Here is a 23,100-nt window from a genome sequence, read left to right as displayed (position 1 = left end):
TCTACGCGCCGCCCGCGCCCGGGCCGCCCGGTCCCATCGGGCCGCCGCCACCGGCGCCGCCCTGCAGCATCTGCTGGAGCTCCTCCTGGAGCTCCTCGAACTGCTCCTGGACGCGGTTCTCCTGCTTCTCGAGGGTCTGGGTGCGGACCTCGAGACTGTCGATCTTCTCCTCGAGGTCGTCGTAGGCCTCGTCGTACTCCGTCTCGATGAGGAGTTCGCCGACCTCGCGGTACATCTGGGTGTCGCCCTCGACATCGTCGAGGGTCTGCAGCGCCGTCTTCGACTCCTGGAGCTGGGTCTCGGCCTGCTGTTTCTGCTGTGCGACCTGCTGTGCGGTCTCCTGGAGGTCCTGGAGTTCCTCGATCTTCTCCTGGGCCTCCGGCGGAAGGTTACCCTGCATATCCTACGCGTCGTGTTGGCCACTGAAAAAGCCACGCTTTCGACGGTGGACGCCTCGGCCGACCGTCCGGAACAGAGCTACGCGCCGGCCTCGACCATCCGCTCTGCGACCTGGACCAGCGTACTCCAGGTGTTCAGGCCGGCCCGCAGGGCGACGAGGTCGTCGGCGTCTATGTCGACGCGGACCTCGCGGCCGTCCCGCTCGACGGTCGCGGTCGTCCGGTCGCCCTCGATCTCGTCGACCTCCTGGGAGATGGCGTCGACGATCAGCGCGGCTGCCCGGGCATCGTCGTAGGTGAAAACCAGGTCGGCAGCGTGCACACTATCCGACGGCTAGTCGACGTTGATCTCCTTGACGTCGCGGCTCCGCTCCTTCAGCAGGACGCGGTGGCCGCAGTACGGACAGCGGACGCCGCCGTACTCGTCCAGTTCGACGTCGCGCTTGCAGCGGGAGCACTTGTAGCTCATGAGCTATCGGTGGGGTTACTCCGCTTCCTCGGCTTCGTCGCCGAAGGCGCCCTCGTCGTCGCCATCGCTGAGCGCCGCGCGGATGGAGCGAGTGACGGTCTTGCCCGCGGGCGTCTGCGGACGGTAGGCGCCGCCGGTGAACTTCTCGCCGGTCTCCTCGTTGACCCAGATGCCCGTGCCGACGCGCTTGACGGCGTCGCCGTCGACGGTCGCGTCCTCGGTGTCGGCCTCGATCTCCGCGACGCGGCGGCGGGCGACGCGCCCGTACCGCGCGCCGAAGCGGCCGGCGCTCCCGGTCTTGCCCTTGTTGGCCATAGTATCCTATCTTCGACGCAGGGAACGGATAAACCCCACGTTTTGGCCCGGAACCACCCGCTCGGCGACAGCGCTTTGCCCCCGAAGCCACGACGTCGACGTATGGCATCGACCGACGCGGCGACCCGACTGGTGCTGTCCTACCCGGCGGACCTCAGCGAGTGGGGCCGCTCGCAGGTGGAGACCCCGTGGTTCCGGGCGTACCTCCGGAAGACCCGCGACCGCGCCGCCGAGGGCGACGTCTTCGAGGAGTTCGTCGGCGTCGGCTGCTGCGGCGACTCACTGGACGTCCCGCTCCGGGTCGAATCAGTCGACGGCGAGCGGATCGACCCGGACACCGAGATCGGCTACGAGGTCCGCGAGGCCTGCGGCGTCGAGGGCGGCTGGCGCGTCCAGAGCGCCGCCGGCCCGACAAGCTAGTCCAGCCGGGTCCTCCCGTCAGACCCGCCGGAGGCCGTCCTCGTCCTCGAGGAACAGCGGGTTCTGGGGGCCGAACGCCGTGCCGACGAGCGCGACCGTCCGGTCGCCGCCGTCGAGTCGGACCTCCCACCGGGGGACGAACCCGCCGTCCGCCAGCCGGACGTCCTCGACCGACTCGCCCCAGGTCAGCAACTGCCGCGCGACGGCCCGGCGGAGGTGGAACTGCCCCCAGAGCAGCCCGCCGCCGAGACCGACCCCCACGCCTCCGGCGGCCACGGGCGCCAGTGCGGGCGCCCCGACGAGCACCGCGCCGACGGCGGTCGCCATCGAGGAGGCGAAGAGGATCGCCAGCGCGTGGCCGTCGAGGCCCAGCGGGATCTCGCGGTCGTCCATCGCTCCCGGGGTACGCCGCTCCGCGCCTAAAAGCCGGGTTCGGTGTCAGTCCCTGAGTTCCGCCTCGGCGAGCGCGTCGTTGAGGTCGTCGCGGACGTGCTCGCCGAGTTCGCGGTCGCCGGCGGTGGTGACGACGCGGTTCTCCTGGACGCTGGAGCCGTCCCGGAGGAGGAGCCGGACGTTGCCGTGCTCGTCGGCGCGGGTCGCCTTCGCCCGGACGCCGGTCGGGGAGCTGGCGCCGCCGGCGTCGATGGGGCCGGGGATGATCTTCTTGACGTGGGGGTGGCCGGCGACGGTCTGCAGGGCCCGCCGCCCCGCCCGGTCGCCGATCACCGTCGAGTGGCTGCCGCCGAGCTTCTCCTCGACGGGCGCCTCGACGACCTCCAGGGCTGGGTCGCCGCGCTTGCGGACGACCGCCTCGACGGGGTCGTCGTCGGCCACGCGGTAGAAGGGGTAGTGGAGATCCGCCCGGATCGCCTGCAGGACGTCGCGGTGACCGGTGGCGTAGACCTCCTCGGGGCGCTTCCGGCGGACCTCGTCGGCGATGCGGCCCGCGAAGTTCCGGAGTTCGGCCGGCGCCCACCGCTCGTCGGTCTCCCGCTTCGTCGTGACCGTCCGCTCGGCGACGACCGTCTCCTCGAGCAGGCAGGTGACGGTCGCGCGCTCGCGCTCGCAGTCGATGACCGCGGTGTCGGTGTTGGCGCTGCGACAGACCAGGCAGTAGTCACCCGGCCGCTCCAGCGTCGTCGCACAGCACCGACACTCCATGTCCGGGGGCAGGCGACGCGGGCCGATAAGCGGGGCGGTTCGGGAGCGAGGCGCGACCCGCGGGAGCGCCTCGGAAGTCGAGCGGTGAACGAAGTGAGCCGCGAGACGAGCGCGGTTCGGAGCGACCCCAGGGAGCGAGAACCGCGACGAGCGAACGGGGAGCGGAGCGACCCGTGAGCTGCGCGCGTCGGAGCAAAGGTGAGACGCGAGTACAGCGAGCGTCTCGAGAACTCGAACGGTGAACGCAGTGAACCGTGAGCGACCCTCGGGAGCGAGAACCGCGACGAGCGAAGGCCGCCGCTAGGAGAGGGCGTCCGGGTCGGCCTTCAGGAACTCCCGGGCGACGACCGTCGCGTAGCTCCCCTTCGGCAGCGAGAAGCGCAGCGTCAGTGGCTCTTCCTCCAACTCCAGGTCGGTCGTAACCCTGATCGCCCGTCGCGTCCCCGTAGAATCGAACTCGCCAGGCAGCGAGAAGTCTGAGGGTTCGATGTCCAGGTCGTCGAGGACCTCCCTGGCGATTTCGGCGGGTTCGCCGTCGCCGAACTCGGTGTCAGTCCCGACCAGCGGCGCGGTGACGAACGCCCGCCCGCGCTCGCAGTGTCTCGCCACCGTCTCGACCCGGCCCGCATCGACCACCTGGGTTCTGTCGGGGTCCGGCAGGCCGTCGTCGTCAGCGAAGCAGACCACGTCGCCCTCGACCGGCCGACCGAACGGCAGCCCCCGTTCGAGCCGCTCGGAGAGCATCAGGTTGAACGCGTAGGACTGCGCGGCGTTGACGAACATGCGCTGGAGGTTCGTGGGCAGCCGCTCGAGGGCCTCGCGGTAGTCCGCCGGCTCCGCGGCGCCCTCCGCCAGCCGCGAGGCGATGGCGCGCTCGTAGCGCAGCCGGCCCGGCAGCAGGTCCAGCGCCGCCTGCCAGTCGCGCGTCTCCCCGACCTCCTCGCGGGCCTCCCGGGTCGCGTCGGGCTCGCGATCGCTGGACTCGCAGACGTACCGGACCGCGGCCGACTCCCAGTCGCCGCGGACGACGTCCAGCCCCACGCGGTGGGTGATCGGTCGCATCGACCCGAAGCGCTGCTGGCCGAAGAAGTTCGGGACGGCGACCCGACCCTCCGCGTCTTCGGAGTCGGCCCCGTCGGCGGCGAACGTCCGGAGTTCCGCGGCGATCCCGTCGGCGTTCGCCGGTCGCTCCGCGTCCCGGACGACGACCTCGAACTCGTTGCCAGCCAGGTCGCCGAACAGCACGGGGCGGCCGGCCCGCCCCAGCACCTCGACGTCGGCGTGGTCCAGCTCGGGCAGGTCGTTCGTCTCCAGCTTCACCGAGAACAGCTGCGTCGTGACGGCGTGCTTGTCCTTCGTGCCGGCCCACGAGACCCGCTCGCGGCTCACGCCCAGCGCGTCGGAGAGCGCCGACGCGAAGTCGTTCGTGTCCCACCCCCGGAGCGTCGCCCGGAAGACGAGGTGGGGGTACGACCCGGTGTCGGCGTCCTCCGGGTGGAGGTCAACGTCGAAGGACTCCCGTTCGCGGACCCGGAAGTCGGCCGGTCGGTCGCGCAGGCGGCCGCCGACGCCGTCGGTCCCGGAGACGTAGTAGTCGATCCCGACGGCCCGCTCGACCGGATGTGCCTCTCGCATCGGCCGGGGGTTGGTGGGCCCCGCTCAAGCGTCTTGCCTCTCCGGGCTGGGACGCCCCGCGATCTGGATTCCGCCGGGATGGCCCTATGAGACGGACGGCGAACCGAAATCCCTTAGCCGGGACCCACCCACGAACCGAGTCCATGTCCCTCCCAGAGAACGCCGAATCCGTCGCTGTCGCTGCCTGCCTGGCCGGCGGCCGCTACCTGGAGACGGTCTTCGAGGACGGCAGTTCCGAGGCCACCTTCCTCGCGACGGACGCGAAGTCCAGCGCGGACGTCGAGTCGGAGGCGCGGATGCTGGACGTCGTCCGGGCGGCGTTCCCCGACCACACGGTCGACGCCGAGGAGTCGGGCGTCCACGCCGGCGTCGACCGCTACCGCTGGGTCGTCGACCCGCTCGACGGGACGAACAACTTCGAGGCCGGGCTGCCGTCGTTCGCGACCGCGGTCACGCTCCTCGTCGACGGCCGGACCGAACTGGCGGTCGTCCACGCGCCCGTGCCGGACGACCTGTACGTCTGCCGGCGCGGCGAAGGACTCCGCTACGGCGGCGACCGGGTCGACGGAACGGAGTCGCCGGCGGTCGACCCGGAGGCCGCGACGGTGATGTCGGTCATCGGCCACGACGTGAAGCGGGACGCCGAGGCCAGCGCCGTCTCCGAGCGGATCGATCGCGGCGTCGAGTCGGCCTGCAAGCGGCGGCTGGAGAGCTGGAGTCCGTCGGTCCACTGGGGCCTGCTGGCGCGCGGCCGGCTCGACGGCGCGGTCGCCTACCGCCCCGACGACGAGGAGCAACTGCTCGGCGAACTGTTCGTCGAGGCGGTGGGCCACGAGACCGCGAGCGGCGAGGACTGGTTCGTCGCGGCGCGGACCGGCGCCCTCCGGGACGAACTCGTCGGCGTCGTCGAGGACGCCGTCTGAGCCGACCCCGCGAGTTTCAAGGTGTCCGCGGGGGTACACCGCGACAGTGGCAGTCTCGTTCGACCTCTTCGACACGCTCGTCGACGCCGACGTCCCCGACGACCCCGCGGCGGCCGTCGCCCGCGAACTCCGGGCGCGGGACGTCTCCGTCCCCGAGGACTTCGGCGCCGCCTACCGCGAGGTGCATATCGACGCCCCCGACGGCGCAGAGGTTCCCCTCCCCGCGCACGTCTCGGCGGCGCTGGCCTCCCGCGACGTCGACGCGCCGAACAACGCCGCCCGGCGGGCCGTCGTCGCCGCCTTCGACCCCGACGTCGAGCGGCGCGAGGGCGCGCTGGCGGCCGTCGAGGCGGCGCGGGAGCGCGGTCCCGTCGGCGTCTGCTCGAACTGCAGCGTCCCCGAACTCGCCCGGCGGACGCTCATCCGCGCGGACCTCCGGGACGCCTTCGACGCGGTCGTCACGAGCGTCGGCTGCGGCTGGCGGAAACCCGACCGGCGCGCCTTCGAGGCCGTCGCGCGGCAGCTGGACGCCGACGTCGCCGACCTGGTCCACGTCGGCGACGACCCCGAGACGGACGGCGGCGTCGAGGCCGCGGGCGGCCGGTTCGTCGACGTGGGAGAGACCCCGCTCGCGGAGCTCCCGGAGACCCTGGAGGTGATCGCGTGACCGCGACGCCGCTCGGCGTCACCGTCGCCGTCGCGGTCGCCGCCGTCCTCGATTGGGCGTTCCAGGAGCCGCCGGCCGAGCTCCACCCGGTGGCGTGGTTCGGCCGCCTCGTCGACGGGATCGCCCACCGCGAGTACCCCGCCCCGCGGCTCGTCGGCGCCCTCGTCGCCCTCGCGCTCCCGCTTGGCGCGGCCGCGCTCGTCTACGGCCTGCTGTGGCTCGCGACGCCGCTGCACGCCGTCGTCGTCTCGGTCCTCGCCGGACTCGCCCTCTGGACCACGACCAGTCTCCGGCTCCTCCTGGACGTCGGGGAGCGGGTCGTCGCCGACAGCGCAGACGACCTCCAGGCCGCCCGCGAGGCACTCCCGGCGCTGGTCGGCCGCGACGTCGCCGGCCTCTCCCCCGAACTCGTCCGGAGCGCCGCCGTCGAGAGCCTCGCCGAGAACCTCTCGGACGGCCTCGTCGCCCCACTGTTCGCCTTCGCCGTCCTGTCGTTCGTCTCGCTGCCGGCGGCCGCCGCGGGCGCGGCGTTCGTCAAGGCCGTCAACACGCTGGACTCGATGCTCGGCTACCCCGGCGCCTTCGGCTGGGGGAGCGCCCGTCTCGACGACCTCGTGATGTTCGTCCCCGCCCGGCTGACCGCTCTCCTCGTCGGCCTGGCTGCGGGCGACCCGGACGCCCCGTGGCGGGCGCGCCGCTACGCCCGCGCCACGCCGTCGCCGAACGCCGGCTGGCCGATGGGCGCCCTCGCCGCCGCGCTGAACGTCCGTCTCGAGAAGCCCGGCGGCTACGTCCTCAACGAGGTGGCCGACCACCCGACGGTCGCCGACGGCCGGGCCGCCGTCGCGGCCGTCCGGCGGGCGGGCGTCGCCGCCTACGGCACCGTCGCGCTCGCGGGGGTGGTCCGGTGGCTCTGAACGAGATCGCCAGCGGCCTCCGCGGCGGCGTCGCCTTCCTGACCCGCCTGCCGGTCGAGTCCCGCGAGCGCGACTGGCTCCGCTTCCAGGAGTTCCCCGCCGCGTTCCCGCTGGTGGGCTACCTCGTCGGCGCGCTCGCGGCGCTTCCGTTCCTCGTCCTGCCCGGCGCCGCCGCGGCGTTCGCCTACCTCCTGGCGCTCGTCGCGGTCACCGGCATCGCCCACCTCGACGGGGTCGCCGACCTCGGCGACGCCGCGGCGGTCCACGAGGACGACGGCCGCCGGGACGTCCTGAAGGACACCACCGTCGGCGTCGGCGCGGTCAGCGCCGTCGCCGTCGTCGTCGCGGGCCTCGCACTCGCAGGCCTCGCGCTCGCCGGCCTCCCCGAGATCCTCGCGCTCCTGCTCGTCATCGCCGCCGAGGTCGGCGCCAAGCTCGGGATGGCGACGGTCGCCTGCATCGGCACCGCCAGCCACGAGGGGATCGGCTCGCAGTTCACGCGGAACGCCGAGCCGGCGCTGCTGGCTGGGCCGGCGCTCGCGGCCGTCCCGGCGGCCCTGCTGACGTTCCCCTCGCCGGCCGCGCTCGTCGCCGTCCTCACTGGGCCGGTCGTCGCGGTCTCGCTCGTCGGCTGGGGCGAACGCCACGTCGGCGGCGTCAACGGCGACGTCTTCGGCGCCGTCAACGAACTCGGACGCGTCGCGGCGCTCCACGCGGGGGTGGTCACGTGGATGTACTTCTGATGTGCGGCGGCCGCGGAACCCGCCTCGACCGCGGCGAGAAGCCGCTGTTCGAGGTCGCCGGCGAGCCGATGGTCGACCGGGTCCTGGCAGCCCTCGAGACGAGCCGGGTCGAGGCAATCCACGCCGTCACCTCGCCGCTGGCCCCCGAGACGGCCGCCCACCTCGAGGGTCGCGTCCCCACCGTCGAGACCGACGGCGACGGCTACGTCGCGGACCTCGGGACCGCACTCGAGTCCGTAGAGCGGCCCGTCCTCACGGTCGTCTCGGACCTCCCGCTGCTGGCCGGCGACGTCGTGGATAGGGTCCTAGATGTATACGAGACCGAATGCCGGGCGGACGGCAGTTCGCTGACCGTCTGCGTCCCGACGGCGCTGAAGGAGGCGCTGGGCGTCAGCGCCGATTCGACGCGCGCTCACGGTGGTCACGAACTCTCGCCGACCGGGGTGAACATCGTAGGGGTGACCGACGACGAGACGGTCCACGTCAGCTACGACGCCCGGCTCGCGGTGAACGTCAACCGGCCCGACGACGCGGCCGTCGCGGAGGTGCTCGCCGATGGACCCTGACAGCGTCGCCGACGCCGGGCGCGTCCCCCACGGCTCCAGCGACGAGCCGGACGTCCTCGACCTGAGCGCGAACGTCAACCCTCGCGTCCCCGACGGCTCCCGGGCGGTCTACGAGGCGGCCTTCGACGACGCCCGGTCGTACCCCAACGACGGCTACCCCGAGTTCCGCGCGGCGGCCGCCGACTACGTCGGCTGCGACCCGGCGGCGGTCGTGCCCACCGCGGGCGGCCTCGCCGCCATCCGTCTGGCCGTCGGCGTCGCCGTCTCGCCCAGCGACACCGTCCTGGTGCCGTACCCCTCCTTCGGCGAGTACGCCCGCGAGGTCGAACTGGCCGGCGGCGAGGTCGTCCACGTCCCCCACGACGAACTCCTCGACCGCGACCCCGCGGACCACGCGATGGCGGTCGTCTGCACGCCCAACAACCCCACCGGCGACCTTCCCGACGGGTCGGCGCTCGCGGCCTTCGCCGACCGCTGTGCCGAGGCCGGAACGGTCCTGCTGGCCGACGAGGCGTTCCTCGGGTTCACGGAGCGGGACTCGCTCGCGGGGCGTCCGGGCGTCGTCGTCGCGCGCTCGCTGACGAAGCTGTTCGGGCTGCCGGGGCTCCGCGCCGGCTTCGCCGTCGCCGGGGGTGACCTCCTCCAGCGCCTCCGGACCGCCCGCCCCGCCTGGTCGCTCGGTGGCCCCGCCGCCGCGGTCGGCGCCCACGCGATGGGCGACGAGACGTTCGTCGCCGAGACCCGCGAGCGCGTCACCAGGGAGCGCGAGTACCTCCGAGAGGGGCTCGAATCCAGGGGCTTCGACGTCCACTCCTCGGCGGCGCCGTTCCTGCTCTGCGACGTCGGGGCGGACCCCGCGGACCTCCTGACGGCCTGCCGCAACCGCGGCGTCGTCCTCCGCGACGCGACCACGTTCCGCGGCCTGGACGCCCACGTCCGCATCGCCGTCCGGGACCGCGCGGCGACCGACCGCCTGCTGGCGGTCCTCGACGGGGTGCGCTGATGTTCGAGTACGACCGGACCGACGACCGCCTGACGCTCCGCAGCGAGGGGACGCGGTGGCTCTCGAACGGCTTCGACGGCGGGTACCGCGAGGCCGACGCGGCCCACAACCTCACCGTGCCCGAGGGGTTCGACCGCACCAACCTCGCCGCCTACGCCGACGAGCGCCTCGGCGACCGCGCCGCCGGCCCGACACTCCTCACGGGCGTCAGTCAGCGCCACGCGCGGTGCGCTCGGCTCGGTCCCGTCGAGGTCGTCGCCACCGCCGGGCTCTCGAACCCCGCCGCGCTGCCGATGGACGTCGATGCCCGGAGCGCCGAGAGAGGCGGCGCTCCACCCGAAGTGAAGGGCGACGAACAGGTCGAGGGGAAACCGGGGTTCCGCCCCGGGACGGTGAACGTCTTCGTGGGCACCACGCGAGCCCTCGACGACGGCGGCCTGGCCGGGTTGCTCGCGACCGCCGTCGAGGCCAAGGCAGCGACGCTGCTCCACGCCGCCGACGTCCCCGGGACGACCAGCGACGCGGTGGTCGTCGGAGCCGACCCCGGCGGCGGCTTCTCGCGGTTCGCCGGCAGCGCGACCGCGGTGGGCGGCGCCGCCCGCGCCTGCGTCCGGGACGCCGTCCTGGCGAGCCTGGCGTCGCGGTACGAGGGCGAGGCTGGACCGCCGGAGTTCGAGGCGGCCCGGTACGGCGTCGTGACCGACGAGTCCGCCCGCGTCTTCGAGCCGTAGCTTCGGGTCGGTTTCGGGTGGACGACACGACGTGGCGGGCACGTCGAGGCCGGCCGTCGGGTAGCCAGCCTATCTGATCGTGTTCGACTCCAGGTCCCGGGGGAAGTACGTGAGCCACTCGACGCCGTCCTCGGTGACCGCGATGGTATCGGAGTGCCGGTAGCCGGCGTCCTCGGTGTAGATCCCCGGTTCGATGGTGTAGACGTGTCCGGGCTCCATTACGGCGTCCGCGGCACCGTAGTTCGTCGCCTCGCTCTCGCAGTGGTCGCCCCACCCCGCGTCGATGTACGGCGGCTCGTGGGCCCCGAGGCCGATGTTGTGGCCGACGTGGTGCTGAGCGAGGTCGGCGACCCCCTGCTCCTCGAAGAACTCGCGGACCTCGCTGTCGACGTACGACAGTTCGACGCCCGGCCCGAGCGCCTCGATGGCGAGGGTCTGGGCCTCCAGCATCAGCTCGAAGTAGTGGACCTGCTCGTCGGTCGGCTCGCCGACGAACATGGTGCGCTCGAGCTCCGAGAAGTAGCCGTCGACGTTCGCGGTGGCGCCGGTGACGAGGACGTCGCCCTCGCGGAGCCGCTGGTTCGGCGTGTGGCCGTGCGGCAGGGCGGTCTCCTCGGCGCTGATGTAGCCGGCGTGGACGGGCCCGTCGCCGCGGACGCGCTCGACGTACCGGTCGCCGAGCGTGTCGAGCATCGCCCGGGAGGCCTCCAGCGACGCGCGCTGGCTCACCGTCGCCGGGTGGGCGCCGACCTCGGTGTGGTCTGCGAGGTAGCGGTGCCCGAGGTTGGCCCAGCGGGCCGACTCGCGGATCAGGTCGACCTCGGCGTCGCTCTTCGCCCAGCGCATCCGGTCGACCCAGGCCTGCGTCTCGACGTCGACGTGCTCGGAGAGCGGCGGCCCCTGGTAGCCCATCACGCCGGGGGCGCCGTCGGCGTCGGCGGCGACCGACTCGACGCCGAGGTCGGCGAGCAGCTCGGCGACGGTCTCGACGGGGTCGCCGCCCGGGTAGTCGAAGTAGTGGTCGACGCAGTCGACGTGGTCGACGGCCTCGGCGCGCTCGACCTCGAGACGGGGGACGACGAGCGCGACAGTGTCGCCGGTGACCGCCAGCGCGACCGGCCGCTCGGTCTGGATGTGCGCGAAGCCGGAGAGGTACTCGATGGCGGTGGCGCCGAACCAGACGCCCGCGTCGGCGCCCGCCTCGGCGATGCGGTCGCGGACAGCGGCGAGGCGGTCGTCGAACTCCGGGGACGGTAGCTCCGTTGTCATGGCTCGACCAGGGAGAGGCCGAGTAAAAGCCTGACCCCCCTCACGGGGCGCCGACCAGGCCGGCCATCAGCCGGGATTCGGCGCGGCGGAGCAACTCGGAGGCGGTCCCCTCGGCGACGTCAAGGGCGTCGGCCACGTCCGCCAGCGACGCCTCCCTGGGTGCGGCGTAGTAGCCGAGTTCGGTAGCGGTCTCGACGGCCTCGAACTGCCGGTCGGTGAGGTCGCCGGCGACCGTACCGTGCCGGCGGTCGAACGTCCCGACGGTGCGGACGTCGACCGAGACGCCGGCCCACTCGCGGAGCGCCTCGACCAGCGCCGTGAGGCTGCCCTCGCTGCCGACGACCGTCAGTTCCGGGTGGCCGTCGGAACCGTAGCGGATGGGCGGGACGACGACGAGCCGCAGCTCCGCGAACGCGCCGAAGAAGGTCTCGTCCGACCGCGTGTACGCCTGGGTGACGTAGACGTAGAAGCTCTCGTCGTCGACCGGCGTGAGTTCGACGTCCCTGACGGCGTCGACCGCCGCGATTCACTCGCGGTAGGCGTCGACGTCGCCCTCGACGTAGAACAGCAGCACCTGGACGTCGTCCCGGGAGAGGTTCCACCCCAGCAGCTCCTCGCGCCGCATCGACTCGGAGGTCGCCAGGAACTCCTGCATCGGGTGGCGCATCCACGGCGGCTGCTCCAGCCTCGCGGTGAGGTACCGCATCGGGCGGTGTACGGTCACCGGCTGCATAAGTGACCTAGGTATATCGGGACAACGGCCACCGCGTCGGGGCGCCTACGGCCGGATATGTCCGTTCCGAGCGGCGACGCGGCGGGGGAGCGCGACCGGACGAAGGAGGCGGCGGAGCCGGGAGCGGGTGACGACGGAGGGGAACTACCGACGGAGATTCCGCCGGGGCCCAGGGGGCTGCCGCTGGTGGGGAACGCCCACTCGCTGGTCCGCGATCCGGAGGCCTTCTTCGAGGAGATGTCGGGGTACGGCGACGTGGTCAGCTACAGCCTCCCGCGGCTGCAGTTCTGTACGGTGCTGCACCCGGACCTGATCGGGCGGGTGCTGCTGACCGACTTCGAGCAGTTCGGCAAGTACGGCTTCGAGGACCTGGGCGGCGAGTTCGCCAGCGAGGGGCTGCTGCTGACCGAAGGCGAGCAGTGGCGCCGCCAGCGCGAGGCCGTCCAGGGCGCGTTCACGATGGAACAGATCGGCAGCTACGCCGGCGCCATGACCCGGTACGCCGACGAACTGGTCGCCGACTGGGACGACGGCCAGGCGGTCGTCCTGAACGAGGCCTTCTCAGAGCTCACCCTCCAGGTGCTCGCCCACTCGCTGTTCGACATCGAACTGGGCGCGGAGGCCGCGCTGGTCACCGAATTCGCGGAGACGCTGAACGCCCGCGGCTCGCTGGACGGCGTCTCGACGTTCCTCCCGATGTGGCTGCCCACCCCGGAGAATCGCCGCTACAAACGGGTCCTCTCCGAGTTCCGTGAGTTCGTCGAGCGCCTCATCGAGGAACGCCGCGGCCGGGCCGACGAGTACGACGATGTGCTCTCGACGCTGCTGACCGCCGAGGACGAGGCGGGCCGGACGATGTCGGACGTCGAACTCCGCGACCAGATGGCGACGTTCCTCTTCGCCGGCCACGAAACCACCTCGCTCGCGCTGACCTACGCCGTCCTCCAGGTCGCCCAGCACGGGGACGTTCGCGACCGCCTCGACGCGGAGTACGCGGACGTCCTCGGCGGCGACCGGCCGACCGTCGCCGACGTCCGGGCCCTCGACTACACCGAGCGGGTCGTCAAGGAGACCCTCCGGCTGTACCCGCCGGCGTTCATCACCTTCCGAGAGGCCCGCGAGGACGTCGAACTCGGCGGTTACCGAATTCCGGCGGGGACGAAGCTCACGCTGCCGCAGTTCTTCGTCCACACCGACGACCGGTGGTACGACGACCCCGAGGCGTTCGACCCGGACCGCTGGACCGACGGCTTCGAGGAGTCGCTGCCCGACTTCGCGTACTTCCCGTTCGGCGGCGGCCCGCGGCACTGCATCGGGATGCGCTTCGCGATGCTCGAGCTGCAGACCGTCCTCCCGACCGTCCTCCAGCGGGTAGAGTTCGACCTCCTGTCGGACCCCGACCCCGAACTCGACATGGCCATCACCCTCCACACCGAGGAGCCGGTTCGGGCGCGCGTCCGGACGCGCTGACGGCCGCGCTCGACGGGTTCAGTCGCCGTCTAGCGCCGGGTCGTCGCGGAACTCGAAGCGGGCGCCGCCTTCGTCGCTCTCGGTGACGGCGATGCGCCAGCCGTGGGCCTCCGCGATGGTCTCGGCGATGGCGAGGCCGAACCCGGTGCCGTCGGCCCCGGAGTACCCCGACTGCAGGACCGTCTCCCGCTCGGCCTCCGGGATGCCCTCGCCGTCGTCGGCGACGTAGAAGCCGTCGCCGTTCGGGAGCGACCCGACGGTGACCGTCGAGGCGCCGTCGCCGCCGTGCTGGTCGGCGTTCCGGAAGACGTTCTCCAGCAGCTGGCGCAGGCGGTCGGGGTCGGCGTCGACCGTCGGTGGGTCGTCGAGCGAGAGGGCGAGGTCGCCCGTCTCGGCGGTGTCCCAGGCGGTCTCGGCGGCGTTCTCGACGTCGACCGGGATGGGGTCGTTCGCGAGTTCCCCCTGCCGGGCGAGCGCGAGCAGGCCGTTGATGAGCTCGTCCATCCGGTCGTGGGCGCGCTCGACGGCCTCGAAGTGCTCGGCCTCGCCGGTCATCTCCGCGAGGTCGAGGCGCCCCCGGGCGACCGACAGGGGGTTCCGGAGGTCGTGGCTGACGACGCTGGCGAACTGGTCGAGCCGCTCGTTCTGCCGCTCGAGCTTCCGCTCGCGCTGCTTCTGGTCGGTGATGTCGGTGTAGATGGCGTAGCCGCGCGTGGACGCCTCGCCGACGTCGTGGGGGACGACGTGGAGGATGAAGTCCCGGAGGCCGTCGTCGGCGAGGCGGCGGACCTCGTCGTGGAACCCGTCGCCGCCCTCGATGCGCTCGTTGTGCTCGCGGGCGACGTCGCGGTGCTCCTCGGGGACGATGAAGTCGTCGAGGTCCGCCCCGTGGATCTCCTCGTTCGAGTAGCCGAAGACGTCCTCGAAGGCGGGGTTGACCCGCTGGACGATGGGCCGGCCGCCGGCCATGAGCGTCTCGACGGTGGGGTCGGGGATGTTCTCGAAGAGGGCGGCGAGGTCGTCGCGCTCGCGGCGGAGCGCCGCCTCCTTGTGCGCCCGGTCGAGGGCGGCCTCGGCGTTGGCCGCCAGGACGGTCGCCAGCCGGATGTCGCCCTCGTCGAAGGCGTCGCGTTCCGTCGCGGCCGCGATGAAGACGCCGTGCTCGCCGAGCGGGAAGTACGCCGCAGAGCGCGCCGCGCCGGGGTCGATCGGTTTCTCGAGGGCGTGCAGGTCCGGTTCGACCCGGGGCTCGCCCGCCCGGAAGACCTCGCCGGCGACGCTGTCGTCGACGGGGAACGGGGGACGCTCGCCCATCGTGTCGACGGTCGGCTCGGTCACGGCGACCAGCTCCAAGGCGTCCTCCCGTGCGAACCGGACGGAGGCGACCGGGAGCTCGAGGATCTCCCGGGCGGCCTCGACGGTCAGCTCGGCGATCCGCTCCGGGTCGGTCTCGCCCATCAGCTTCCGGGTGGCGTCGTGGAGCCGGCGGAGCCGGTTGTCGGTGCGGTCAGTCCGGCTCCGGAGGACGCCGATGGTCCCGTGGAACTCGCCGTCGTGGGTGAGCAGCGCCACGTGGTTCTCCAGGTCGATCTCGTCGCCGTCGGCCGTCCGGACGGCGAGCTCGTAGGTCGCGGTCCCGTCGTCGCTGCCGAGCAGCTCGCGGATGACCGCCTCCCCGCGCTCGATGTCCTCCCGGGAGAGCAGCGTCGAGACGTGCTCGCCGAGGAGGTCGTCGGCGTCGTAGCCGGTCACCGCCTCCGCGCGCTCGTTGAACGTCGTGATGCGGCCCGCCGCGTCGGTCGTGTACACCGGGTCGCCCATCGCGTCGACCAGGCGGTCGTACTCGACGAGTTCGCGCTCGCGGCGCTTGCGGCCGGTCACGTCGGTGATGAACCCCTCGAGGGCGACCGGCTCGTCGGCGTCCTCGGCGGCGAAGACGCCCTGGCCCTGCTCGCGCAGCCACCGCGTCTCGCCGTCGGCGTCGGTGATCCGGTAGGTCACCTCGAAGGCCTCGCGGGCCTCGAGGGCGCGCTGGGTCGTCTCCCACATCTCCTCGCGGTCCTCCTCGACGATGAGCTCGCCCCACGAGACGTCGCCGTCGAGGAAGTCGTTCGCCTCGTAGCCGGTGACCTCCTCGACGTTGCCGCCGACGTACTCCATCGGCCAGCCGGGCTCGTTCCGGCAGCGGTAGACGACGCCCGGGAGGTTCGAGACGAGCGTCGAGAGCATCCGCTCGCTCTCCTCGAGGGCCTCCTCGGTCCGCCGCTCGGTCACCGCCCGCTCGATGCGGTTGGCCAGCAGCGCGAACTGGTCGCTGTTGGTCTCCTTCTGGAGGTAGTCGGTGACGCCGGCGCTGATGGCCTCGCTGGCGATCTCCTCGCTGCCCTTGCCGGTGAAGAGGACGAACGGGAGGTCGGGGTCCCGCTCCCGGACGGCCTCGAGCAACTCGAGGCCGTCGGCGCCGGGCATGTCGAAGTCCGAGACGACGCAGTCGACGTCGACCTCCTCGAGGGCGTCGAGGGCCGACGACGCGCCGCCGACCGTGGTGACGTCCAGCCCCTCCCGCTCCAGGTGGCGGGTCGCGAGGTCGCGGAAGAGGTCGTCGTCGTCCACGTGCAGTACCCGGATCCCCGTAGACACGAGGGACCCTGCGGTACGCCGCGGGTTAAGCGTATTGGCGCTTCGGAGCGCCGAAGCAGGCGGTCGTCGGGGCTCTGCGCCGCGACCGACGTGACTCGGCACGGGCGCCGAGACCGCCGCTGCGGCCCGGTCACTCGATGACGTACCGGGCGACGTCGCGGGCGCCGCAGGCCCGGCAGCGGTCGGTCTCCGAGTCGAGCGTCGTCCCGCACCGCCGACACTCCAGGAAGACGTCCCCGGATTCGTCCGCGGCGTCCCGGTCGCCCAGCAGCCGCCGGACGCGTTCGATGAGTGGCACGTTTGGATCGCTCCGTCCCCAGGGGTGGGTCGCGGACCGAGCGCCAGCGCCGCCGCTACGCGCCGGAACCGCTGTCCCTCCTCCCACGGGGGTACGACGACCCTTGGGATGCCCGGCATATAACGTGCCCAGACCTTTCAGGAGGGGCGGACCCGGCGACGGCGACGTTGGTAACGATTAATTGATACTTTCCGGCGGCGGGTGCGATGGGGGTCGTGCACTCGCCTCTACGACCGAGGCCCTCGTCCTCAGTTCCACGACGGCGTCCCGTCCGGGCGTAGTCTCACGTGACCGCGGGTAGACCGTTACTACGGACTGTTTCACGCCCCGCCGGACCGCGTGCGGTCCGACATCCGAAGGTTCCTGTGGCCCCTCCCCCTACGCGGGGACGATGAGCGACGAGCGACGCACGACCGCCGCGGCGCTGCCGGGCGAGCCGGCCGGCTGGCGAGCGACCGTCCGCGACCTGCTGCGGTACCTGCGGGCGGAGTCGCCCAGCCGCGAGGCGGCCGTCGAGTGGCTCCGCGAGGAGGCGGGCGCGGCCGACGCCGACGCCGCGGCCGAACAGCTGGCGTTCCTCGAGGCCGTCGGCGTCGTCGCCTGCGAGTCCGGGACCGCGACGCCGGGCCCCCGCGGCCGCGAGTTCCTCGACACCCACGACGAGGGCGCCCTCTACGGGGCCCTCACGACGTCGGTCGGCGGGTTCGAGACGCTGCTGGAGTCGCTGGCGGTGCGGCCGCTGACCGACGTGGAGTTCCGCGACCTCCTCGAACGCGAGTTCGACGCGGACCTCGAGTCGACGAAGGCGGCCCTCGCCCACCGGCGGTGGCTGCAGGCGCTCGGCTACGTCGAGCACGACGGCGGCGTCAACGACCTGACCCGGACGGGGCGGCGCCGCGTCGAGACCGACGACGACCTGACGCCGCCGCGAGCGAACCGACCGACGGGAGGGGGGACGACCCAGGCGGACTCGGCGCCTGGTGGAACAGCCGACCCTGCCGAGCGAGACGAACCGGCGGAAGAGACCGACCAGTCGGCGGCGAACGAGCAGCCCGGCTCCCAGCCGTCACGGTCGGCGGCCGACGACGAGTTCGACGACCTGAAGCGGCGCTACGACCACACCTGCATGGTCTGCGGCGACCGGCGACAGCGATCCTCCGACGAGGGCCTCGCCCGGGTCCACCACCCGATGCCGACCGACGAGGCACACGGCGGCCCGGCGGAGCCGGCCAACGCGGTCGTGGTCTGTCCGAACCACCTGGCCGACTTCGAGAACGGCCTGCTGACGGTCGACCCCCAGACCCTCACCATCGACCACGCCTACGAGTCGGCGGTCTCCGGTCGGACCCTCGCGACCGTCGACGGCCACGACGTGGGCGCACAGTACCTCGCCTACCACGACCAGGTCGTCGCGGACTTCTAGACGGTGGCCAGCCAGTCGAAGGTCTGGCACAGCAGCCGCGCCTCGGCGGCCTCGGAGAAGACGTGGCCCTCGCCGCGGTACTTCTGGAGGAGGACGTCGGTCTCCAGCGCCGCGGCGGCCTCGAGACTGTCGGTCAGGGGGACCGACGCGTCGTCGGTGCCGTGGAAGAGCGCGACCGGGACGTCGACGCCGGCGGCGACGTCGACGAAGTCGTAGCGGTCGAAGTCCTCGAAGAACCCCTCGTCGATCGCGTGGTCGTCGTCTATCTGGAGCGTCCCCGCCTCGGCGACGAGATCGCGGTACTCCTCGAACGCGCGGTTGTAGGTGAGGGGCGCCCGCCCGACGACGGCCCGGAGGCGGTCGTGACCGGAGGTGTTCGCTCCACTCGGACCCTCGCAGGCGGCGTGCAGCGCGACCTTCGCGCCGAAACTGGAGCCGAACAGCGCGTACGCCTCGGGGTCGAAGTAGTCGAGGACCGCCCGGAGGTCGGCGATGCGGCTGCTCAGCGTCGCGTCGACGAAGGCGCGGTCGGACTCGCCGCTGCCGCGGAAGTCGAACCGCACGGCCCGGTAGCCCTCCTCGACGGCCCGCTCGCAGCGGCGCTCGTAGCTCCCCGACTTGTCGCTGCGGAACCCGTGACAGAAGAACAGCCAGTCGTCGGACGCGGCGCTCGCGCCGTGGTGGACTGCGGCGACGGACTCCCCGCCCTCGACTTGGACGTCGTGTGACTCGGCCATCGTGCTAGAACCGTGGCACCGCCGGGTGGTAGTCCTTGAGGTGTCGACGTCGCCGACCCCGGCTACCTTTTAACCGCCTCGTATCCACGCCGCTACCGTTAGGCCGCAGTGCCACCCAGTTGTCGACGGGTGAAACACCCGAAATAACCGGCTCCCCGCGGCCCGCCGTGTCTCCGACGCTCGGCGACGCCGGCCTGACCAGCCGCGGCCGCCTGCGAGCTGGGTTCTGTCCTTTCGCGCCCGTCAGTGATATTCCGTCAGCGGCCGAACCGCCGGTGAGGATGGACGACGACGAGGACCGGGAGTTCGACCCGTAGACGCCGGTTCGAGAAACCCGCATCGGCCGGTCTCTACCGACTGGCAACAATACCTTTTGGCCGCGCGGCCGACGTTCCGAGTACATGTCAGCCAAAGAGGAGCTGTTCCGGAAGCTCTCGGAGGGCGGCGAGAACGCCGAACAGGTCTCGGTGGAGGCCGACGAGTCCGACGGGACGGTCCAGGTCGAACTCGAGGGGACCAGCGTCGAACTCGACCCCGACGAGGCCCGCTCGTTCTCCGCCGACCTCACGGAGGACGCGAAGGAGGACGGCTGGTACCACAGCGGCCAGACCAAGGACCTCGTCGAGGAGATCGCCGACTCGGCCGACCGCGTCGAATAGCTGCTCTTTCTACCGGTTCGAGACGGGGTTCGTCGGGCGACGCCGGCAGACGCTGGCGCGGCGAGCGGTGACGGAACCGTCGACACTGCACGGGGTGCGCCGCCCGTTTAATTAGTTCAGCGACACTACACTGCGCAACGGAGCGAATCCGAGGGATGACACCAGACACCAGCGACGCCGGAGCGGAGTTCGAGTCGGGAGAAGCCGGGGCCGGGACGGCCGGGTCGTCGGCGACGAGGCGGCGGTTCCTCCTGGCCGGCGGAGGCGCCCTCGGAACCGCGGCCGTCGGCGGCTGCGCCGGGTGGCAGGGCGGCCGGAGTGACTCCGGCCCGGAGGATGGAGCCGCCGAGGCGGCCGGAACGACCCGTGGTGGGCGAGAGGACTTCCTCTGGATTCCGTCGGGCGGCTCCGCGCAACTGCGCGACAACCTCCTGGCCATGGCGCGGCGACTCGACGCGTCCGTCGCGTTCAACCCGCCCGGGTCGACGGCGCCGGGCGTCGGCGAGACGGTCCGAACCGCCCTGGAAGCGGCCGCCTCCTTCGGCCTCGACGCCTGGTTCAACGCCGGCATGCTGTACGAGATAACGCCCGAGGCGTTCGTGAACGACGACGCCAAGCGCGAGCGACACCTGGAGGGGCTCCGCGAGATCGCCCGGGCCTACGACGACGTGGTCGGCGGCGGTCGAGTCTTCCTCTGGCAGGAGGCCCCGGTCATGGGCAACTGGGCCGAGGGCCAGGAGTGGGGCCAGGCGTCGGTCGACAACCTCCGGGAGTACGGTCCGCGCGTCTTCGAGGCCCAGAAGGCGGCCATCGAGGAGGTGAACCCCGACCTCGAGGTCGGTATCTTCGTCCACTTCCCCTACGTCGTGGACTCGAAGCGGCCGGAGGTGTTCGCCGAGCTCGTCGACGACCTTCGAGGGCGCGGAGCGATGCCCGACTTCGGGTTCGGCGACTACTACCGCGGCTGGTACGAGAAGGACGTCGGGCCGGACGCGGCGGACGACGCCGTCCGGAGCCTCGTCTCCAACCTCCGCGAGCACCTCGGGGGCCGCGACGTCTTCTACCTCGGCCAGGCCCACACGATCAACCCGGGGCACACCCCCAGCAAGCAGGTGATTCGGTCGAACCTCCGGGCTTCCCTGGAGGCGGGTGCGTCAGGAATCGGCTGGTACCCCTCGGGGCGCTACAAACCCACCGAGCAGGGGTTCGACCCGTTCGTCCCGAACGCCGGGGACGCCGAACTGGCCGACGGGCCGGAGATGACGTCGACGTTCGCGCGCGACCGCTACCAGTACGCGAACGTGGCGGCGCTCGGGACGCGACCGGACGTCTCCCTCGACGACCGGTTCGACCTGTGGCTCCACGGCGACGACTTAGAGTTCTACACCCGCCGCGTCGCCGCCAGGACTGTCGACGGCGACTGGGCGTTCCTCGGCGACGCCGACGGCTACCTCGACGGCGACTACGCGTACGCCGAAACTGGGACGACCGTCTTCCGGGCGCTGGAGCGCGACCGGTACGCGGCGGACGGGACGCTGGAACTCCGCGTGGAGACGGCCGATAGCGCCGACGATGCCACGCTGGAGACCGTCGTCGCGATGCCGTGCAACCCGGACGCCTACGTCACCGCCGCCGAGGCGACGACGCTTCTGGAGGGGGCGGCAGACGTCGAAGCGTCCGAACTGGGCCGGGCGACGCCGGGAGCGACGCTCTCGGCCGGCGGGTCGGAACGGGTGTCCGTGCCGGTGGGCGAGGGCGGGGCGATGACGTCCCTCGTCCATCCCGACTACGAGGCGGCGGTCCGTCGATTGGCGGACCTCGAGCGCCGCGAAGACCTCGATCACGCCGACCGGTTCGACCTCTGGGTCGCCGGCGCGGACGTGACCGGCGGCGACGCACCCGCGCTGCTGGAGGCCAGCGGGGACGCCGTCCAGCCCGGCGAGGCGGCGGCGGTGACCGTCTCGACGGCCGACGTCACCCTGTTCTACGGGCTGCGTCGGGAGCGCTTCCTGGAGGACGGCCTCGAGTTCGCGGAGTCCGGCGGCTCGGCTGCGGACGTCACCGCCGCGCTCGCGATGCCGTACGCCGGGACTGCGACGTTCCGGTCGCCGTCCCGCGCCGCCGCCCTGCTCGCCGAGCAGCCGGAGGAGGCGACGACGTTCAGCGTCGACTGGACGGACCTGTCGTGACGAACGTCGTCCGGCGAGACCGGACAGGAGAGATAGCCGCCGATCAGGGCCTCAATCGGAACTGTTTCCGGTACCGCCGTCGGTCAGTCCCGCTCGCCAGTGCCGGAACCGGTGTTCCAGCGGGAACGCCCCGGAGGCGAGCACCCCGAGGTGCAGCGTCACGGCGACGGCGAGGAGCACGCCGTTCAGCCACGGCGACGTGTAGTGGGCGACGGGGAACTCGATCGGGGCCTGGACGAGCGGCCACAGGGGTTCGATGGGCTCGTAACCGTCGCCGGCGACCATGTCACCCAGGAGGTGGCTCACGCCGCCGAGTATCAGCCCGCCGACGACGAACAGCTCGATGGTCCCCTTCTGGACGGTCTCCTCCTCGGTGAGTCGCCACCAGCGCTGTAGGGTGGGCTTCAGCACCGCCACCGCGACGACCCCCGCGACGACGGCGAGGACGACGATGAACGCGAGCGTGTGCGTCACGCCGTGGTGTTTGATCGGGAACCCCTGCCGCATCAGCACGATGTCGATGTCGGGGATGGTCGACATCGCCAGCACGAAGCCGACGAACGCGGCGCCGGTGCGGCCGTCCCAGAGGATCCACGCGGGCAACGCGAACAGGAGTGCCAGGGCAAGGTGACCGATGGGTTCCACGTCCTCGACGTCGGCGCCCAGATGGATGAGCGTCCTGACTAGTTGGTTAGGGACGGCGATGGACCACATTCTGTCGCGTCCGAATCAACACTTTTGCCGTGCGGAGACGTATCACACTGCATGCTCGTCTACCTGCACCAGTACAAGCACGAGGAGGTCGACTTCGACGACAACCGGACGACCGGCGAGTCCCAGACCGAGGACACCGTCGACAAGGAGCCCGAGGAGTACTTCGGCGGGGAGCTCGACCTCTCGGGGGCCACCTGGGAGACCGTCGAGTACCGCGGCGACCCCGTCCAGCGCCGCGAGGTCGAACTCGACGAGGTCACCGCAGTATCGATCCCCGACGAGTTCGAGGCGGACGACGACCTCCCGGGGCAGACGGTACAGATCCGCTACGGGGGCGGCGTCGAACACCTCGACAACGCCCGGCTCGTCGAAGCCGAGGACGCGAACCCCTGAGCGTCGGCGCAGCGAGTCCCTTCGGGCGAGTGCGCGTGGCGTCGCACGCGGGACGATAGCGCCGCACTACTCGCCGTCCGGATGTTCCAGGTCCGAGAAGACGTCGAGAAGCGCCGGGAGCGGCTCCGGCGGGTCGCGGTAGCGGACCACGCCGCTGCGGTCGTCGTACTCGATGCACGCCGCCTCGCGGAAGACGCCGACGTGTTCGTGGTGGAACTCGACGCGCAGGCGCCGCACCTCGTCGTCGGCGACCTCGTCCGGGGGGCTGTCGGCCTCCCACGCGGCGACGCGGCGAGCGAGCGCCTCGAGTTCGAGGATCTCCTCCTCGCGGAGGTGATAGAGGGCGTACCGACGGCGTCGGTTCGCCAGCGCGGTGAGTATCTCGTCGAGGTTGTTCGGTGGATCCATTCCGACCACGACCTCGGCTCCGGACGGCACCCCTATTATTAGCAGTCCCACAACCGTCAATAAATGGTCAACCGGTCTAGATTTCCGCCGGGGTTACGGGGAGGGCGTACAGTTCGCTTCGGAGGCTCGTTCGCAGCGCCAACCGGCGCCGAACTGCGGGGAGCGACGCGCAGCAAGTGTTTTCTCGGAACGAGCAGTCCCGATAGCGAGCCGTTAATC

At 72.0% G+C, this 23,100-nt stretch carries 28 protein-coding genes; 13 read left to right on the top strand and 15 right to left on the bottom strand.

Annotated features, from left to right (window positions below; all coding sequences use genetic code 11):
* Position 1: 1 nt before the first annotated feature.
* The 4 genes from HWV07_RS14525 to HWV07_RS14510 form a co-directional block, all read right to left on the bottom strand.
* A complete protein-coding gene (locus HWV07_RS14525) occupies positions 2-400 on the bottom strand; it encodes a prefoldin subunit beta (RefSeq protein ID WP_178334999.1) in 399 nt (132 codons plus the stop codon).
* A gap of 77 nt (positions 401-477) precedes the next feature.
* Positions 478-720 carry a KEOPS complex subunit Pcc1 gene (locus HWV07_RS14520; RefSeq protein ID WP_178334998.1) on the bottom strand — a complete coding sequence of 81 codons (243 nt, stop codon included), beginning with the start codon at positions 718-720 and terminating at the stop codon, positions 478-480.
* A gap of 12 nt (positions 721-732) precedes the next feature.
* Entirely contained in the window at positions 733-867 is a 135-nt protein-coding gene (locus tag HWV07_RS14515; protein ID WP_178334997.1) for a DNA-directed RNA polymerase subunit P, read from the bottom strand.
* A 15-nt stretch (positions 868-882) separates the two neighbouring features.
* Positions 883-1,182 (bottom strand): eL43 family ribosomal protein, encoded by a 300-nt coding sequence (locus tag HWV07_RS14510; protein WP_178334996.1) that lies wholly within the window; start codon positions 1,180-1,182, stop codon positions 883-885.
* 102 nt (positions 1,183-1,284) lie between these two features.
* Here HWV07_RS14510 and HWV07_RS14505 point away from each other — a divergent pair, with 102 nt between their 5' ends.
* A complete protein-coding gene (locus HWV07_RS14505; RefSeq protein ID WP_178334995.1) occupies positions 1,285-1,602 on the top strand; it encodes a DUF7968 family protein in 318 nt (105 codons plus the stop codon).
* A gap of 18 nt (positions 1,603-1,620) precedes the next feature.
* Here the strand turns inward: HWV07_RS14505 and HWV07_RS14500 are convergent, their stop codons facing one another.
* From HWV07_RS14500 to truD, 3 genes are all read right to left on the bottom strand, one after another.
* Positions 1,621-1,995: a hypothetical protein gene (locus tag HWV07_RS14500; protein WP_178334994.1), complete on the bottom strand. Its 375-nt coding sequence runs from the start codon at positions 1,993-1,995 to the stop codon at positions 1,621-1,623.
* A 45-nt stretch (positions 1,996-2,040) separates the two neighbouring features.
* Positions 2,041-2,763, bottom strand: a complete 723-nt coding sequence (locus HWV07_RS14495) for a DUF2103 domain-containing protein (protein ID WP_178334993.1) — start codon at positions 2,761-2,763, stop codon at positions 2,041-2,043.
* A gap of 300 nt (positions 2,764-3,063) precedes the next feature.
* Positions 3,064-4,398 (bottom strand): tRNA pseudouridine(13) synthase TruD, encoded by a 1,335-nt coding sequence (gene truD / locus HWV07_RS14490; RefSeq protein WP_178334992.1) that lies wholly within the window; start codon positions 4,396-4,398, stop codon positions 3,064-3,066.
* 143 nt (positions 4,399-4,541) lie between these two features.
* Here truD and HWV07_RS14485 point away from each other — a divergent pair, with 143 nt between their 5' ends.
* From HWV07_RS14485 to HWV07_RS14455, 7 genes are read left to right on the top strand one after another with little or no spacing between them, the layout of a single operon-like run.
* Positions 4,542-5,321 carry an inositol monophosphatase family protein gene (locus tag HWV07_RS14485; protein ID WP_178334991.1) on the top strand — a complete coding sequence of 260 codons (780 nt, stop codon included), beginning with the start codon at positions 4,542-4,544 and terminating at the stop codon, positions 5,319-5,321.
* Positions 5,322-5,367: 46 nt separating this feature from the next.
* Entirely contained in the window at positions 5,368-5,988 is a 621-nt protein-coding gene (locus tag HWV07_RS14480; RefSeq protein ID WP_178334990.1) for an HAD family hydrolase, read from the top strand.
* A complete protein-coding gene (gene cbiB, locus HWV07_RS14475) occupies positions 5,985-6,905 on the top strand; it encodes an adenosylcobinamide-phosphate synthase CbiB (protein WP_178334989.1) in 921 nt (306 codons plus the stop codon). The genes HWV07_RS14480 and cbiB overlap by 4 nt, the downstream gene beginning before the upstream one ends.
* On the top strand, positions 6,896-7,648 hold the full coding sequence (cobS, locus tag HWV07_RS14470; protein WP_178334988.1) for an adenosylcobinamide-GDP ribazoletransferase: 753 nt from the start codon (positions 6,896-6,898) through the stop codon (positions 7,646-7,648). The genes cbiB and cobS overlap by 10 nt, the downstream gene beginning before the upstream one ends.
* Complete coding sequence (locus HWV07_RS14465; protein ID WP_178336077.1) at positions 7,648-8,214, top strand: NTP transferase domain-containing protein; 567 nt, start codon at positions 7,648-7,650, stop codon at positions 8,212-8,214. The genes cobS and HWV07_RS14465 overlap by 1 nt, the downstream gene beginning before the upstream one ends.
* Positions 8,204-9,217, top strand: a complete 1,014-nt coding sequence (gene cobD, locus HWV07_RS14460; RefSeq protein ID WP_178334987.1) for a threonine-phosphate decarboxylase CobD — start codon at positions 8,204-8,206, stop codon at positions 9,215-9,217. The genes HWV07_RS14465 and cobD overlap by 11 nt, the downstream gene beginning before the upstream one ends.
* Entirely contained in the window at positions 9,217-9,948 is a 732-nt protein-coding gene (locus HWV07_RS14455) for an adenosylcobinamide amidohydrolase (RefSeq protein WP_178334986.1), read from the top strand. The genes cobD and HWV07_RS14455 overlap by 1 nt, the downstream gene beginning before the upstream one ends.
* A gap of 69 nt (positions 9,949-10,017) precedes the next feature.
* Here the strand turns inward: HWV07_RS14455 and HWV07_RS14450 are convergent, their stop codons facing one another.
* The 3 genes from HWV07_RS14450 to HWV07_RS19665 are packed head-to-tail and all read right to left on the bottom strand — an operon-like array spanning position 10,018 to position 11,923.
* Positions 10,018-11,217 (bottom strand): M24 family metallopeptidase, encoded by a 1,200-nt coding sequence (locus HWV07_RS14450; protein ID WP_178334985.1) that lies wholly within the window; start codon positions 11,215-11,217, stop codon positions 10,018-10,020.
* A gap of 40 nt (positions 11,218-11,257) precedes the next feature.
* The gene (locus HWV07_RS20140; RefSeq protein WP_211694350.1) at positions 11,258-11,743 is read right to left on the bottom strand and encodes a helix-turn-helix domain-containing protein; all 486 of its coding nucleotides are present in this window, start codon (positions 11,741-11,743) and stop codon (positions 11,258-11,260) included.
* Positions 11,744-11,923, bottom strand: coding sequence for a hypothetical protein (locus tag HWV07_RS19665; RefSeq protein ID WP_211694144.1), 180 nt, complete (start codon positions 11,921-11,923; stop codon positions 11,744-11,746).
* A gap of 84 nt (positions 11,924-12,007) precedes the next feature.
* Here HWV07_RS19665 and HWV07_RS14440 point away from each other — a divergent pair, with 84 nt between their 5' ends.
* On the top strand, positions 12,008-13,420 hold the full coding sequence (locus HWV07_RS14440) for a cytochrome P450 (RefSeq protein WP_178334984.1): 1,413 nt from the start codon (positions 12,008-12,010) through the stop codon (positions 13,418-13,420).
* Positions 13,421-13,438: 18 nt separating this feature from the next.
* On the opposite strand, the gene HWV07_RS14435 is transcribed toward HWV07_RS14440, so the two are convergent.
* The gene (locus tag HWV07_RS14435; protein WP_178334983.1) at positions 13,439-16,060 is read right to left on the bottom strand and encodes a PAS domain S-box protein; all 2,622 of its coding nucleotides are present in this window, start codon (positions 16,058-16,060) and stop codon (positions 13,439-13,441) included.
* A 130-nt stretch (positions 16,061-16,190) separates the two neighbouring features.
* Positions 16,191-16,358 carry a hypothetical protein gene (locus tag HWV07_RS14430; RefSeq protein WP_178332316.1) on the bottom strand — a complete coding sequence of 56 codons (168 nt, stop codon included), beginning with the start codon at positions 16,356-16,358 and terminating at the stop codon, positions 16,191-16,193.
* Positions 16,359-16,749: 391 nt separating this feature from the next.
* On the opposite strand from HWV07_RS14430, the gene HWV07_RS14425 reads away from it, so the two are divergent.
* The gene (locus HWV07_RS14425; protein ID WP_178334982.1) at positions 16,750-17,781 is read left to right on the top strand and encodes a hypothetical protein; all 1,032 of its coding nucleotides are present in this window, start codon (positions 16,750-16,752) and stop codon (positions 17,779-17,781) included.
* On the opposite strand, the gene HWV07_RS14420 is transcribed toward HWV07_RS14425, so the two are convergent.
* Positions 17,778-18,518 (bottom strand): alpha/beta hydrolase family protein, encoded by a 741-nt coding sequence (locus tag HWV07_RS14420; protein ID WP_178334981.1) that lies wholly within the window; start codon positions 18,516-18,518, stop codon positions 17,778-17,780. The two genes, HWV07_RS14425 and HWV07_RS14420, sit on opposite strands and share 4 nt — an antisense overlap.
* Positions 18,519-18,919: 401 nt before the next feature.
* Between HWV07_RS14420 and HWV07_RS14415 the strand changes: the two genes are divergently transcribed.
* Both HWV07_RS14415 and HWV07_RS14410 read left to right on the top strand, forming a co-directional pair.
* Positions 18,920-19,177: a hypothetical protein gene (locus HWV07_RS14415; RefSeq protein ID WP_178334980.1), complete on the top strand. Its 258-nt coding sequence runs from the start codon at positions 18,920-18,922 to the stop codon at positions 19,175-19,177.
* Positions 19,178-19,332: 155 nt separating this feature from the next.
* The gene (locus HWV07_RS14410; protein ID WP_178334979.1) at positions 19,333-21,366 is read left to right on the top strand and encodes a hypothetical protein; all 2,034 of its coding nucleotides are present in this window, start codon (positions 19,333-19,335) and stop codon (positions 21,364-21,366) included.
* Positions 21,367-21,417: 51 nt separating this feature from the next.
* Here the strand turns inward: HWV07_RS14410 and HWV07_RS14405 are convergent, their stop codons facing one another.
* Positions 21,418-22,080, bottom strand: a complete 663-nt coding sequence (locus HWV07_RS14405; RefSeq protein ID WP_178334978.1) for a metal-dependent hydrolase — start codon at positions 22,078-22,080, stop codon at positions 21,418-21,420.
* A gap of 51 nt (positions 22,081-22,131) precedes the next feature.
* On the opposite strand from HWV07_RS14405, the gene HWV07_RS14400 reads away from it, so the two are divergent.
* Complete coding sequence (locus HWV07_RS14400; RefSeq protein ID WP_178334977.1) at positions 22,132-22,473, top strand: hypothetical protein; 342 nt, start codon at positions 22,132-22,134, stop codon at positions 22,471-22,473.
* A gap of 66 nt (positions 22,474-22,539) precedes the next feature.
* Here HWV07_RS14400 and HWV07_RS14395 read toward each other — a convergent pair whose 3' ends face one another.
* Positions 22,540-22,881, bottom strand: a complete 342-nt coding sequence (locus tag HWV07_RS14395) for a DUF7344 domain-containing protein (protein WP_178334976.1) — start codon at positions 22,879-22,881, stop codon at positions 22,540-22,542.
* Positions 22,882-23,100 lie beyond the last annotated feature (219 nt).

Source organism: Natronomonas salina, from assembly GCF_013391105.1.
In the GTDB taxonomy this organism is placed as follows: domain Archaea; phylum Halobacteriota; class Halobacteria; order Halobacteriales; family Haloarculaceae; genus Natronomonas; species Natronomonas salina.
Note: the sequence above shows the minus strand (reverse complement) of the source record. Positions and strands in the feature narration are given on the sequence as shown.

Coding starts and splice junctions, on each gene's coding strand:
- HWV07_RS14525 (WP_178334999.1), bottom strand. CDS start 400: ATGCAGGGTAACCTTCCGCCGGAGGCCCAGGAGAAGATCGAGGAACTC.
- HWV07_RS14515 (WP_178334997.1), bottom strand. CDS start 867: ATGAGCTACAAGTGCTCCCGCTGCAAGCGCGACGTCGAACTGGACGAG.
- HWV07_RS14510 (WP_178334996.1), bottom strand. CDS start 1,182: ATGGCCAACAAGGGCAAGACCGGGAGCGCCGGCCGCTTCGGCGCGCGG.
- HWV07_RS14505 (WP_178334995.1), top strand. CDS start 1,285: ATGGCATCGACCGACGCGGCGACCCGACTGGTGCTGTCCTACCCGGCG.
- HWV07_RS14500 (WP_178334994.1), bottom strand. CDS start 1,995: ATGGACGACCGCGAGATCCCGCTGGGCCTCGACGGCCACGCGCTGGCG.
- HWV07_RS14495 (WP_178334993.1), bottom strand. CDS start 2,763: ATGGAGTGTCGGTGCTGTGCGACGACGCTGGAGCGGCCGGGTGACTAC.
- truD (WP_178334992.1), bottom strand. CDS start 4,398: ATGCGAGAGGCACATCCGGTCGAGCGGGCCGTCGGGATCGACTACTAC.
- HWV07_RS14485 (WP_178334991.1), top strand. CDS start 4,542: ATGTCCCTCCCAGAGAACGCCGAATCCGTCGCTGTCGCTGCCTGCCTG.
- HWV07_RS14465 (WP_178336077.1), top strand. CDS start 7,648: ATGTGCGGCGGCCGCGGAACCCGCCTCGACCGCGGCGAGAAGCCGCTG.
- cobD (WP_178334987.1), top strand. CDS start 8,204: ATGGACCCTGACAGCGTCGCCGACGCCGGGCGCGTCCCCCACGGCTCC.
- HWV07_RS14455 (WP_178334986.1), top strand. CDS start 9,217: ATGTTCGAGTACGACCGGACCGACGACCGCCTGACGCTCCGCAGCGAG.
- HWV07_RS14450 (WP_178334985.1), bottom strand. CDS start 11,217: ATGACAACGGAGCTACCGTCCCCGGAGTTCGACGACCGCCTCGCCGCT.
- HWV07_RS19665 (WP_211694144.1), bottom strand. CDS start 11,923: ATGCGGTACCTCACCGCGAGGCTGGAGCAGCCGCCGTGGATGCGCCAC.
- HWV07_RS14440 (WP_178334984.1), top strand. CDS start 12,008: ATGTCCGTTCCGAGCGGCGACGCGGCGGGGGAGCGCGACCGGACGAAG.
- HWV07_RS14425 (WP_178334982.1), top strand. CDS start 16,750: ATGAGCGACGAGCGACGCACGACCGCCGCGGCGCTGCCGGGCGAGCCG.
- HWV07_RS14420 (WP_178334981.1), bottom strand. CDS start 18,518: ATGGCCGAGTCACACGACGTCCAAGTCGAGGGCGGGGAGTCCGTCGCC.
- HWV07_RS14415 (WP_178334980.1), top strand. CDS start 18,920: ATGTCAGCCAAAGAGGAGCTGTTCCGGAAGCTCTCGGAGGGCGGCGAG.
- HWV07_RS14410 (WP_178334979.1), top strand. CDS start 19,333: ATGACACCAGACACCAGCGACGCCGGAGCGGAGTTCGAGTCGGGAGAA.
- HWV07_RS14405 (WP_178334978.1), bottom strand. CDS start 22,080: ATGTGGTCCATCGCCGTCCCTAACCAACTAGTCAGGACGCTCATCCAT.
- HWV07_RS14400 (WP_178334977.1), top strand. CDS start 22,132: ATGCTCGTCTACCTGCACCAGTACAAGCACGAGGAGGTCGACTTCGAC.
- HWV07_RS14395 (WP_178334976.1), bottom strand. CDS start 22,881: ATGGATCCACCGAACAACCTCGACGAGATACTCACCGCGCTGGCGAAC.